Origin of the sequence: Escherichia sp. Lx600-2, from assembly GCF_036662595.1 — a bacterium.
Taxonomy (GTDB): Bacteria; Pseudomonadota; Gammaproteobacteria; order Enterobacterales; family Enterobacteriaceae; genus Escherichia; species Escherichia coli.
Genome location: NZ_JAYQWM010000094.1, coordinates 1 through 12,004 on the forward strand (window position 1 = coordinate 1; position 12,004 = coordinate 12,004).

Annotated in this window: 12 protein-coding genes and 1 pseudogene; 10 read left to right on the plus strand and 3 right to left on the minus strand. The window is 49.9% G+C overall.

The window, feature by feature from the left end:
- The 7 genes from OQV04_RS25235 to OQV04_RS20890 all read left to right on the plus strand — a co-directional run bounded on the left by OQV04_RS25235 (position 1) and on the right by OQV04_RS20890 (position 4,238).
- Positions 1-57, plus strand: a complete 57-nt coding sequence (locus OQV04_RS25235; protein WP_003032489.1) for an IS1 family transposase — start codon at positions 1-3, stop codon at positions 55-57.
- A complete protein-coding gene (gene bdm / locus OQV04_RS20865; protein WP_097334545.1) occupies positions 54-254 on the plus strand; it encodes a biofilm-dependent modulation protein in 201 nt (66 codons plus the stop codon). The genes OQV04_RS25235 and bdm overlap by 4 nt, the downstream gene beginning before the upstream one ends.
- A gap of 101 nt (positions 255-355) precedes the next feature.
- On the plus strand, positions 356-493 hold the full coding sequence (gene sra, locus OQV04_RS20870; RefSeq protein WP_000841554.1) for a stationary-phase-induced ribosome-associated protein: 138 nt from the start codon (positions 356-358) through the stop codon (positions 491-493).
- Between the two features lie 155 nt (positions 494-648).
- Positions 649-2,346 (plus strand): malate dehydrogenase, encoded by a 1,698-nt coding sequence (gene maeA / locus OQV04_RS20875; RefSeq protein WP_000433464.1) that lies wholly within the window; start codon positions 649-651, stop codon positions 2,344-2,346.
- A gap of 133 nt (positions 2,347-2,479) precedes the next feature.
- Entirely contained in the window at positions 2,480-3,490 is a 1,011-nt protein-coding gene (adhP, locus tag OQV04_RS20880) for an alcohol dehydrogenase AdhP (protein WP_274446655.1), read from the plus strand.
- Between the two features lie 185 nt (positions 3,491-3,675).
- Positions 3,676-3,954, plus strand: a complete 279-nt coding sequence (locus tag OQV04_RS20885) for a type II toxin-antitoxin system RelE/ParE family toxin (RefSeq protein ID WP_000605676.1) — start codon at positions 3,676-3,678, stop codon at positions 3,952-3,954.
- Complete coding sequence (locus OQV04_RS20890) at positions 3,954-4,238, plus strand: HigA family addiction module antitoxin (RefSeq protein ID WP_000781370.1); 285 nt, start codon at positions 3,954-3,956, stop codon at positions 4,236-4,238. The genes OQV04_RS20885 and OQV04_RS20890 overlap by 1 nt, the downstream gene beginning before the upstream one ends.
- A 227-nt stretch (positions 4,239-4,465) precedes the next feature.
- On the opposite strand, the gene fdnI is transcribed toward OQV04_RS20890, so the two are convergent.
- The 3 genes from fdnI to fdnG are packed head-to-tail and all read right to left on the minus strand — an operon-like array spanning position 4,466 to position 9,056.
- Positions 4,466-5,119 carry a formate dehydrogenase-N subunit gamma gene (gene fdnI / locus OQV04_RS20895; protein WP_032280861.1) on the minus strand — a complete coding sequence of 218 codons (654 nt, stop codon included), beginning with the start codon at positions 5,117-5,119 and terminating at the stop codon, positions 4,466-4,468.
- Positions 5,112-5,996, minus strand: coding sequence for a formate dehydrogenase N subunit beta (fdnH, locus tag OQV04_RS20900; protein ID WP_001240582.1), 885 nt, complete (start codon positions 5,994-5,996; stop codon positions 5,112-5,114). The genes fdnI and fdnH overlap by 8 nt, the downstream gene beginning before the upstream one ends.
- Positions 5,997-6,008: 12 nt before the next feature.
- Positions 6,009-9,056, minus strand: coding sequence for a formate dehydrogenase-N subunit alpha (gene fdnG / locus OQV04_RS20905; protein WP_012767733.1), 3,048 nt, complete (start codon positions 9,054-9,056; stop codon positions 6,009-6,011).
- A gap of 231 nt (positions 9,057-9,287) precedes the next feature.
- On the opposite strand from fdnG, the gene yddG reads away from it, so the two are divergent.
- From yddG to OQV04_RS20920, 3 genes and pseudogenes are all read left to right on the plus strand, one after another.
- Complete coding sequence (gene yddG, locus OQV04_RS20910; RefSeq protein ID WP_071999235.1) at positions 9,288-10,169, plus strand: aromatic amino acid efflux DMT transporter YddG; 882 nt, start codon at positions 9,288-9,290, stop codon at positions 10,167-10,169.
- Between the two features lie 258 nt (positions 10,170-10,427).
- Positions 10,428-11,528 (plus strand): porin OmpC, encoded by a 1,101-nt coding sequence (gene ompC / locus OQV04_RS20915; RefSeq protein ID WP_000768395.1) that lies wholly within the window; start codon positions 10,428-10,430, stop codon positions 11,526-11,528.
- Between the two features lie 163 nt (positions 11,529-11,691).
- Positions 11,692-11,976, plus strand: a pseudogene (locus tag OQV04_RS20920) (leucine-rich repeat domain-containing protein); the annotation flags it as partial.
- Positions 11,977-12,004: the final 28 nt, after the last annotated feature.

Genomic DNA, 12,004 nt, shown 5'->3' on the forward strand with positions numbered 1-12,004 from the left:
GTGGAGCTGCATGACAAAGTCATCGGGCATTATCTGAACATAAAACACTATCAATAAGTTGGAGTCATTACCCAGAACCCGCTCTGGTTAATGCCATTGAGCAAGGCCTTCGGGCAGAGCACGGTGTTGTCACTGAAGATGACATTCTCATGGAGCTGACCAAATGGGTGGAAGCTTCTGATAACGACATCCTCAGTGATATCTACCAGCAAACGATCAATTATGTGGTCAGTGGCCAGCACCCTACGCTTTAAGGTGCTATGCTTGATCGGCAACCTAATTTAGGGGTTTAGCACGTGTTTCTTCGCTACGGCGATGTTGTCCTTAAAACTAGCAACAGGATTGAGGAGTTAAAATGAAATCGAACCGTCAGGCACGTCATATTCTTGGACTGGACCATAAAATATCTAACCAGCGCAAAATAGTTACCGAAGGTGACAAATCTAGCGTGGTAAATAACCCAACCGGCAGAAAACGCCCCGCTGAAAAGTAATTCATAACCATCAGTCCTCAATGACGATTAAACACCATTGCCTGCGCAATGGTGTTTTTGTTTTTATCTGCTTTATACTTGGGGCCGACGCCCTGGCGGTAAAGCAAAGACGATAAAAGCCCCCAGGGATGGATATTCAAAAAAGAGTGAGTGACATGGAACCAAAAACAAAAAAACAGCGTTCGCTTTATATCCCTTACGCTGGCCCTGTACTGCTGGAATTTCCGTTGTTGAATAAAGGCAGTGCCTTCAGCATGGAAGAACGCCGTAACTTCAACCTGCTGGGGTTACTGCCGGAAGTGGTCGAAACCATCGAAGAACAAGCGGAACGAGCATGGATCCAGTATCAGGGATTCAAAACCGAAATCGACAAACACATCTACCTGCGTAACATCCAGGACACCAACGAAACCCTCTTCTACCGTCTGGTAAACAATCATCTTGATGAGATGATGCCTGTTATTTATACCCCAACCGTCGGCGCAGCCTGTGAGCGTTTTTCTGAGATCTACCGCCGTTCACGCGGCGTGTTTATCTCTTACCAGAACCGCCACAATATGGACGATATTCTGCAAAACGTGCCGAACCATAATATTAAAGTGATTGTGGTGACTGACGGTGAACGTATTCTGGGGCTTGGTGACCAGGGCATCGGCGGGATGGGCATTCCGATCGGTAAACTGTCGCTCTATACCGCCTGTGGCGGCATCAGCCCGGCGTATACCCTTCCGGTGGTGCTGGATGTCGGCACCAACAACCAACAGCTGCTTAACGATCCGCTGTATATGGGCTGGCGTAATCCGCGTATCACTGACGACGAATACTATGAATTCGTTGATGAATTTATCCAGGCTGTGAAACAACGCTGGCCGGACGTGCTGTTGCAGTTTGAAGACTTCGCACAAAAAAATGCGATGCCGTTACTTAACCGCTATCGCAATGAAATTTGTTCCTTTAACGATGACATTCAGGGCACTGCGGCGGTAACAGTCGGCACCCTGATCGCAGCAAGCCGCGCGGCAGGTGGTCAGTTAAGCGAGAAAAAAATCGTCTTCCTTGGCGCAGGTTCAGCGGGATGCGGCATTGCCGAAATGATCATCGCCCAGACCCAGCGCGAAGGATTAAGCGAGGAAGCGGCGCGGCAGAAAGTCTTTATGGTCGATCGCTTTGGCTTGCTGACCGACAAGATGCCGAACCTGCTGCCTTTCCAGACCAAACTGGTGCAGAAGCGCGAAAACCTCAGTGACTGGGATACCGACAGCGATGTGTTGTCACTGCTGGATGTGGTGCGCAATGTAAAACCAGATATTCTGATTGGCGTCTCAGGACAGACCGGGCTGTTTACGGAAGAGATCATCCGTGAGATGCATAAACACTGTCCGCGTCCGATCGTGATGCCACTGTCTAACCCGACGTCACGCGTGGAAGCCACACCGCAGGACATTATCGCCTGGACCGAAGGTAACGCGCTGGTCGCCACGGGCAGCCCGTTTAATCCAGTGGTATGGAAAGATAAAATCTACCCTATCGCCCAGTGTAACAACGCCTTTATTTTCCCAGGCATCGGGCTGGGTGTTATTGCTTCCGGCGCGTCACGTATCACCGATGAGATGCTGATGTCGGCAAGTGAGACGCTGGCGCAGTATTCACCATTGGTGCTGAACGGCGAAGGTCTGGTACTACCGGAACTAAAAGATATTCAGAAAGTCTCCCGCGCAATTGCGTTTGCGGTTGGCAAAATGGCGCAGCAGCAAGGCGTGGCGGTGAAAACGTCTGCCGAAGCTTTGCAACAAGCCATTGACGATAATTTCTGGCAAGCCGAATACCGCGACTACCGCCGTACCTCCATCTAAGCCTGCGCCCGGTAGTGAAGGCTACCGGGCTATTTCCCTCTCCCTTTTTCAGATCTCATCCATACTGGGTAGTGGCGAATAAATCTCATTTGCCTCACCTGCTATGCAGAACATCATCCGAAAAGGAGGAACTATGAAGGCTGCAGTTGTTACGAAGGATCATCATGTTGACGTTACGGATAAAACACTGCGCTCACTGAAACATGGCGAAGCCCTGCTGAAAATGGAGTGTTGTGGTGTATGTCATACCGATCTTCATGTTAAGAATGGCGATTTTGGTGACAAAACTGGCGTAATTCTGGGCCATGAAGGCATCGGTGTGGTGGCAGAAGTTGGCCCTGGTGTTACTTCATTAAAACCAGGCGATCGTGCCAGCGTGGCGTGGTTTTACGAAGGATGCAGTCATTGCGAATACTGTAACAGTGGTAACGAAACGCTCTGCCGTTCAGTTAAAAATGCCGGATACAGCGTTGATGGCGGGATGGCGGAAGAGTGCATCGTGGTCGCCGATTACGCGGTAAAAGTGCCAGATGGTCTGGACTCGGCGGCGGCCAGCAGCATTACCTGTGCGGGGGTCACCACCTACAAAGCCGTTAAACTGTCAAAAATTCGTCCCGGTCAGTGGATTGCTATCTACGGTCTTGGCGGTCTGGGTAACCTCGCCCTGCAATACGCGAAGAATGTCTTTAACGCGAAAGTGATCGCCATTGATGTCAATGATGAGCAGTTAAAACTGGCAACCGAAATGGGCGCAGATTTAGCGATTAACTCACGCACCGAAGACGCCGCCAAAATTGTGCAGGATAAAACCGGTGGCGCTCACGCCGCGGTGGTGACAGCGGTAGCTAAAGCGGCGTTTAACTCGGCAGTTGATGCTGTCCGTGCAGGCGGTCGTGTTGTGGCTGTCGGTCTACCGCTGGAATCTATGAGCCTGGACATCCCACGCCTTGTGCTGGATGGTATTGAAGTGGTCGGTTCGCTGGTCGGCACGCGCCAGGATCTAACCGAAGCCTTCCAGTTTGCGGCCGAAGGCAAAGTGGTGCCGAAAGTCGCCCTGCGTCCGTTAGCGGACATCAACACCATCTTTACCGAGATGGAAGAAGGCAAAATCCGTGCCCGTATGGTGATTGATTTCCGTCGCTAAGAGGCCTTTGCTGCGACTCCCATGTTCGGGTCGCAGCCTGTTTTGCGAGACGCTTTCCGCAATTTCATTCTTCTTCTTTTCCTCCGCCATCTTTCCCCTCACAATTCGCGAAAACGTAGCGAAATTTGTTGCGCTGCACGGAACAATAGTGATAGTGTTCCTTTCGAGGGAACAAGGATGAAGAGATGATAATGAATTTCAGACACAAGGGATTGCGTGACTTGTTTCTTCTCGGCAAAACCTCCGGCGTTATACCGACGCAAGTCAAACGATTACGCCACCGACTCGCTGTGATTGATGCAGCAAGCTGTCTTGCTGATATCGATATGCCCGGTTACCGACTACACCCGTTAAGCGGCGATCGCGATGGAATTTGGGCGATATCTGTCTCGGGCAACTGGCGAATCACATTTGAATTCGTCAATGGCGATGCATACATACTGGATTACGAGGACTATCACTGATGAAAATGGCCAATCATCCCCGCCCGGGGGACATTATTCAGGAATCACTGGACGAACTTAATGTCAGCCTGCGCGAGTTTGCCAGAGCAATGGAAATTGCGCCCTCAACGGCAAGCCGATTGCTGACCGGAAAAGCAGCTTTGACGCCAGAAATGGCAATTAAACTTTCCGTGGTGATCGGCAGTTCGCCGCAAATGTGGCTGAATCTGCAAAACGCCTGGAGTCTGGCAGAGGCTGAAAAAACGGTGGATGTGTCGCGATTACGCCGTCTGGTTACGCAATAAAAAATGGCACCTTATAAAGCGCCATTTGAAACTGATGACAAATGCAACATTGCCTGATGCTCTACGCTTATCAGGCCTACATGTTCACTGCAATCTATTGGATTTGAACGGTTTGTAGGCCGGATAAGGCGTTCACGCCGCATCCGGCATGAACAAAGCCTACGTTGTCTACAATATGAAAATGGCGCTTCTTACAGCGCCATTTTCAGCTTAAAGTTCAATAGAGATTATATCCCTTCTTCACTCTCTTTTTTCGCTTCTGCCTTCTCGATTTCACGATACCAGCGCGGATGGTGTTTCTTCGCCCAGAGACGGCTCACATTCCCTTCGATCATCCCTTTAATCGATCCTTTCACCCAGAATGCCATATACATATGGATCAGGATGGCGTGGATCAGGATGATACCGGCAGCCGCGTGGATCAGCAGGCTATAACGGACAACCTGCATCGGGAAGTACTGCGCAAAGTACGGACGCCAGATAATCACCCCGGTCACCAACAGCACGAAAATCATGCTCATGATCGACCAGAACATCATCTTTTGCCCGGCGTTGTACTTACCGACATCCGCCACTTTGTGCTCATTGCCTTTTAATACTTCGACAATGTTCAACAGCCACGGAATATCTTTCTTATCCGGGATGTTGTGATGCACAAAACGCACAAACATAAACATCAGTGCGACGAAAATCGCAATGCCGAAGAATGGGTGCAAAATACGTCCCATCTGCGGCGTACCGAAGGTTTGCGTCAGCCATTGCAGCGTCGGGAAGAAGAACGAAATCCCGGACAGCGCCACCAGGAAGAAGCAAATCACCACGGTCCAGTGACAGGCGCGATCAATAAATTTGGTGCGCACAATCATTTTCGACTTACTCATGATGATCCTCCTCGTCATCGTCCACTTCCTTATTCGGGCCAATACCGATGTAATGGAAAATCAACCCTGCAAAAGTGGCAATAAAGCCAGCCGCTGCCAGCGGTTTCAACGCGCCTTTCCACAGGCTTACCGAGGTGTCGATCTTCGGATCTTTCGGCAGACCGTGATACAGCTCCGGCTGATCGGCGTGATGCAGCACGTACATAACGTGCGTACCACCGACCCCTTCCGGGTTGTAGACGCCAGCATGTTCGTAACCACGCGCTTTCAGTTTCGCCACGCGCTGTTCCGCCAGCTCCAGCATCTCCTTCTTGGTGCCGAAGTGGATAGCCCCGGTCGGACAGGTTTTCACACAAGCCGGTTCCTGGCCGACGCTGACGCGATCGACGCAGAGCGTGCATTTATATACCCGGTTATCCTCTTTGTTGAGGCGCGGAATATTAAACGGACACCCGGCAATGCAGTAACCACAGCCGATGCAGTTTTCCGACTGGAAATCGACAATCCCGTTAGCGTACTGAATGATTGCACCAGCAGACGGGCACGCCTTCAGGCAGCCTGGATCTTCACAGTGCATACAGCCGTCTTTACGGATCAGCCACTCCAGCTTGCCGTTCTGTTCGGTTTCGCTAAAGCGCATCACCGTCCAGGACTTGGCGCTCAGATCGGCGGGGTTATCGTAAACCCCGACGCAGTGCCCCACTTCATCACGGATGTCGTTCCACTCCGAACACGCCACCTGACAGGCTTTACAGCCGATACAGGTGGAAACGTCGATAAGTTTTGCGACTTCTGCTTTGTAATCACGCACCTGAGAAGGCGGCGTGATGGAGTTAGTTGCGGACCTTTTGATAATGTCCTGCGTTTCCATAGCCATCTGTTCGCCCCCTTACGCCTTCTCGATGTTGACTAAGAACGCTTTATATTCCGGCGTTTGCGAGTTTGCATCACCGACATTCGGCGTCAGAGTGTTAGCGATATAACCTTTACGCGCGACACCCTCAAAGCCCCAGTGGATTGGAATACCCACCGTTTCAACCTGCTGACCGTTTACATTCAGCGGCTTCAGACGGCGCGTTACCACAGCCACCGCGCGGATAAATCCACGCTTGCTGGAGACAGTGACACGATCGCCATTATTAATGCCTTTCGCCGCCGCCAGCGTTTCGCTGATTTCCACAAACTGTTCCGGCTGAGCAATTGCGTTGAGCAAGGCGTGCTTGGTCCAGGTGTGGAAGTGCTCGGTCAGACGATAGGTCGTACCCACATACGGGAACTGCTCTTTTTTACCCATCCGCAGTGCGTCTTGTTCATACAGACGAACAACCGGGTTAGACACCACGTTCGGATGCAGCGGGTTAGTGCCCAGCGGCGTTTCAATCGGCTCGTAGTGTTCCGGGAACGGACCTTCCGCCATTTTGTTGATGGCAAACAGGCGTCCCATCCCTTCCGGCTGCATGATAAACGGCCCGGTTGGCGTACCCGGTGCGGCATTGCCGAAGTCAGGAATATCGTTACCCGTCCACTTGCTGCCGTTCCACTGGATCAGCATCCGTTTCGGATCCCACGGTTTACCGTTGATATCCGCCGAAGCACGGTTGTACAGCACGCGACGGTTGAGCGGCCACGCCCAGGCCCATCCCAGCGTATTCCCCAGACCAGACGGGTCGGAGTTATCGCGGTTAGCCATCTGGTTGCCCTGCTCTGTCCAGCTACCGGTGTAGATCCAGCAAGAAGATGCGGTTGTACCGTCATCACGCAGATGCGCAAAGCTACTCAGCAACTGACCTTTCTTCGCAATCAGCACGCCATTAGCATCATAGAGATCTTCCAGCGCATAGCCGTTGTTCTCTTTAGCTACTTCGTCAGATTGCGGTTCGTGCGGCTGCTTGTAGTTCCAGCTCATCTTCATCAGCGGTTCTACGCCTTTACCACCTTCGGCCTGGTACAACTCGCGCAGATGATGGTAGATACCCGCCAGAATTTCGCCGTCGTTACGCGCTTCGCCCGGCGCGTCCTGACCTTTCCAGTGCCACTGCAACCAGCGACCGGAGTTAGCGATAGAACCATCCTCTTCAGCAAAGCAGGTCGAAGGCAGACGGAATACTTCAGTCTGAATAGACGCCGGATCGACATCGTTCGACTCGCCGTGGTTCTGCCAGAAGGTAGAGGTTTCAGTCACCAGCGGATCGATAACCACCATGTACTTCAGCTTGCTCAGGCAGCTCACCACTTTGTTTTTGTCCGGGAAGGACGCAACCGGGTTAAAGCCCTGGCAGAAATAACCGGTGACTTTGCCTTCATCCATCATGTTGAAATACTTGATGACGTCGTAGGTCTGGTCCCACTTCGGCAGCCAGTCATAGCCCCAGTTGTTCTCTTTCTGCGCGGCATCGCCATAGAAAGATTTCATCAGGCTAACGAAGAACTTCGGATAGTTGCTCCAGTAGTTCACCTGATCAGCCAGCGTCGCTTTCGGCGTGTTCGCTTCCAGATACGACTGCAAATCAACCTGTTTTTCTGACGGCAGCGTCAGATAACCTGGCAGGCTGGTAGAGAGCAGGCCTAAGTCAGTCAGCCCCTGAATGTTGGAGTGACCACGCAATGCGTTCACGCCGCCACCGGCCATACCCATGTTACCGAGCAGCAACTGGATCATCGCCATAGTACGGATGTTCTGCGCTCCCACGGTGTGCTGCGTCCAGCCCAGCGCGTACAGGAAGGTGGTTGTGCGATCCGGTGCGCTGGTGGAGGCCAGCACTTCACACACTTTCAGGAAGTCGGCTTTTGGCGTACCGCAGATGTTTTCAACGACGTCCGGCGTGTAGCGGGAAACGTGCTCTTTCAGCAGGTTCCACACACAGCGCGGATGAGTCAGTGTTTCATCGCGTTTTGCATAGCCGTTTTCATCGAACTGATAGTTCCAGGACGACTTATCGTACTGGCGTTTTTCAGCGTCGTAGCCGCTGAACAGACCGTCTTCGAAAGCAAAATCATCACGCACCAGCAGGCTGGCGTTGGTGTAATGCTTAACGTATTCGGCGTTGATTTTGTTGTTTTCGATCAGGTAGCGCAAAACGCCAGACAGGAACGTAATGTCCGTACCGGAACGAATAGGCGCGTAGATATCCGCCACAGATGCGGTACGCGTAAAACGGGGATCGACAACGATCAAGGTTGCATCGTTGTTGTTTTTCGCTTCCATCGCCCAGCGGAAACCGACGGGATGCGCTTCAGCAGCGTTACCGCCCATCACCATCACGACGTTAGCGTTTTTGATATCCACCCAGTGGTTGGTCATCGCACCGCGACCAAATGTTGGAGCAAGACTTGCTACCGTTGGTCCGTGTCAGACGCGCGCCTGGTTGTCTACCGCCAGCATCCCGAGGGAGCGGGCAAATTTCTGGGTCAGCATCCCGGTTTCGTTGCTGGCACCGGAGGCACACAGCATACCGGTAGAAAGCCAACGGTTTACCGTTACACCCTGCTCGTTCTTTTCAATAAAGTTAGCGTCACGGTCAGCTTTCATCAGCTTCGCAATACGGGAGAATGCTTCTTCCCAGCTAATGCGCTGCCATTTGTCAGAACCTGGCGCACGATATTCCGGGTAGCGCAGACGGTTTTCGCTGTTGACGTAATCCAGCAAACCGGCCCCTTTCGGGCACAGCGCACCACGGCTTACCGGATGATCCGGGTCACCTTCAATGTGATAAATCGCTTCTCTGGCGTTTTTCGCGCCATCACCCAGGCTATACATCAATAGCCCGCAACCTACGGAACAGTATGTGCAGGTGTTACGGATCTCTTTAGCGCGTAATAATTTGTAGTTTCGCGCCTGAGCCAGTGCTTGCTTCGGGGCAAAGCCCAATGCCGCTACTGTTGTTCCAGCCATACCGCCCGCGCAGATTTTAAAAAATTGTCTGCGACTGACGTCCATTGCTTTCCTCTTTTTTCAGGGGTATTACTGCGCGAGGAAACTAACAGTAAAATTCTGAATCTTTTTGCGCGAAATCAAAAAGAACACGTGTTTGCCACAAAATAATCCGCCTGCGCAAATTGACCTACCTCAATAGCGGTAGAAAAACGCACCACTGCCTGACAGGCCAGTTAAAAAAATGCTATAAAATTCAGCTTAATTTTTAACGGCAAGAGAGACAAAACAGCGAGCATGACACGACAAAAAGCAACGCTCATAGGGCTAATAGCGATCGTCCTGTGGAGCACGATGGTAGGATTGATTCGCGGTGTCAGTGAGGGGCTCGGCCCGGTCGGTGGCGCAGCTGCTATCTATTCATTAAGCGGGCTGCTGTTAATCTTCACGGTTGGATTTCCGCGTATTCGGCAAATCCCGAAAGGCTATTTACTCGCCGGGAGTCTGTTATTCGTCAGCTATGAAATCTGTCTGGCGCTTTCCTTAGGGTATGCGGCGACCCGTCATCAGGCGATTGAAGTGGGTATGGTGAACTATCTGTGGCCCAGCCTGACAATTCTCTTTGCCATTCTGTTTAATGGTCAGAAAACCAACTGGCTGATTGTACCAGGATTATTATTAGCCCTCGTCGGCGTCTGCTGGGTGTTAGGCGGTGACAATGGGTTACATTATGATGAAATCATCAATAATATCACCACCAGCCCATTGAGTTATTTCCTGGCGTTCATTGGTGCGTTTATCTGGGCAGCCTACTGCACAGTAACGAATAAATACGCACGCGGATTTAACGGAATTACCGTTTTTGTCCTGCTAACGGGAGCAAGTCTGTGGGTTTACTATTTTCTCACGCCACAACCAGAAATGGTATTTAGCATGCCCGTCATAATTAAACTCATCTCTGCGGCATTTACCTTAGGATTTGCTTATGCTGCATGGAATGTCGGTATATTGCATGGCAACGTCACCATTATGGCGGTAGGTTCGTATTTTACGCCCGTACTTTCCTCAGCGCTTGCAGCCGTGCTGCTCAGCGCCCCGCTGTCGTTCTCGTTCTGGCAAGGCGCGCTGATGGTCTGCGGCGGTTCCCTGCTCTGCTGGCTGGCGACACGTCGTGGCTAAAATAATTGCCGGGTCTACGGCCCGGCAATTAATCAGATAAACTCCGACAATATTAAAAAATAAATTTCAAATACCAGTAATTCACCTTATATCTCATTTAGACTTCGATCACATATCGATAAATAATATTATTTCATCTATTTTTCTCATTGTTTTTAATCACCATTCTAATTTAAAAACAGTATGTCGTTTATAAATGACGCCGTTTAAAATTCGTTTAGAAAATACGTTTAACGATAATTAAAAGGATTCTGTTAAATGAAATTAAAAATAGTTGCGGTGGTTGTAACTGGTTTGTTAGCTGCGAACGTAGCACACGCTGCCGAAGTCTATAACAAGGATGGTAATAAACTCGACCTTTATGGCAAGGTTACCGCTCTACGTTATTTTACTGATGATAAGCGTGACGATGGTGATAAAACTTATGCCCGTCTCGGCTTTAAAGGAGAAACGCAAATCAATGATCAAATGATTGGTTTTGGTCACTGGGAATATGATTTTAAAGGCTATAACGATGAAGCCAACGGCTCGCGCGGCAACAAGACCCGTCTGGCCTATGCTGGTTTAAAAATTAGTGAATTTGGCTCTCTGGACTATGGCCGTAACTACGGTGTCGGCTATGACATTGGTTCATGGACTGATATGTTGCCAGAATTTGGTGGCGATACCTGGAGTCAGAAAGATGTCTTCATGACATACCGTACCACCGGTGTGGCAACCTATCGCAACTACGATTTCTTTGGCTTAATTGAAGGGCTGAACTTTGCCGCGCAATATCAAGGCAAAAATGAACGTACTGACAACAGTCATCTTTATGGTGCTGACTACACGCGTGCCAACGGTGACGGTTTCGGTATCTCCTCAACTTATGTTTATGATGGCTTTGGTATCGGTGCGGTATATACCAAATCCGATCGGACAAATGCGCAGGAAAGAGCCGCTGCTAATCCTCTCAATGCCTCCGGTAAGAATGCAGAACTGTGGGCTACAGGTATAAAATATGATGCCAACAACATCTACTTTGCAGCTAATTACGCTGAAACATTAAACATGACCACCTATGGCGATGGTTATATTTCTAACAAAGCACAAAGTTTTGAAGTGGTGGCGCAATATCAATTCGACTTCGGCTTGCGCCCCTCACTCGCTTACCTGAAATCGAAAGGCAAAGATCTGGGCCGCTACGGCGACCAGGACATGATTGAGTATATCGACGTTGGTGCGACGTATTTCTTCAACAAAAATATGTCGACCTATGTTGATTATAAAATCAACCTGATTGATGAAAGCGACTTTACCCGTGCCGTAGATATTCGCACCGATAACATCGTCGCTACGGGCATTACCTATCAGTTCTAACATCCTCTCCTGACCAGCCCTTTTCTGGGCTGGTTTTTGATGTAAGTGCTGCTGTATGACTCCTTAAGTAAAAATGAGCAATTTTTGATATTTCTGATCATTCACCTGAATTAATATTATTCCATACCCTCCGGGGACATCTTACTATAATATTTATTGATGAGTGATTATGACCAATATTAATACAGCTTGTGTAAAAAATAATGCCAGTTATCAATTTAATAACGCATCAACTAACAAAGAAACCATCTCCAGAAATTTTTGTGAACAACTGGCACAATGGGGTAATAAGTCGCTTAATAATGGTGAAGAAAGAGCAATTGCCGTGGAGCGAATTAAAGAAGCTTACAATTCGAACATAGCATCTCTTGATTTGTCATATCTTGATTTGAGTGAGTTACCGCCTATCCCCTCGACAGTTAATACGTTAAATCTGCAAAACAATTGTCAGTAAAGTCAAGACAAGTTAGACAATT

Bases quoted from the DNA above. Each gene is read 5' to 3' on its own strand.
- sra (WP_000841554.1), top strand. From the start codon at position 356: ATGAAATCGAACCGTCAGGCACGTCATATTCTTGGACTGGACCATAAA.
- maeA (WP_000433464.1), top strand. From the start codon at position 649: ATGGAACCAAAAACAAAAAAACAGCGTTCGCTTTATATCCCTTACGCT.
- adhP (WP_274446655.1), top strand. From the start codon at position 2,480: ATGAAGGCTGCAGTTGTTACGAAGGATCATCATGTTGACGTTACGGAT.
- OQV04_RS20885 (WP_000605676.1), top strand. From the start codon at position 3,676: ATGATAATGAATTTCAGACACAAGGGATTGCGTGACTTGTTTCTTCTC.
- OQV04_RS20890 (WP_000781370.1), top strand. From the start codon at position 3,954: ATGAAAATGGCCAATCATCCCCGCCCGGGGGACATTATTCAGGAATCA.
- fdnI (WP_032280861.1), bottom strand. From the start codon at position 5,119: ATGAGTAAGTCGAAAATGATTGTGCGCACCAAATTTATTGATCGCGCC.
- fdnH (WP_001240582.1), bottom strand. From the start codon at position 5,996: ATGGCTATGGAAACGCAGGACATTATCAAAAGGTCCGCAACTAACTCC.
- yddG (WP_071999235.1), top strand. From the start codon at position 9,288: ATGACACGACAAAAAGCAACGCTCATAGGGCTAATAGCGATCGTCCTG.
- ompC (WP_000768395.1), top strand. From the start codon at position 10,428: ATGAAATTAAAAATAGTTGCGGTGGTTGTAACTGGTTTGTTAGCTGCG.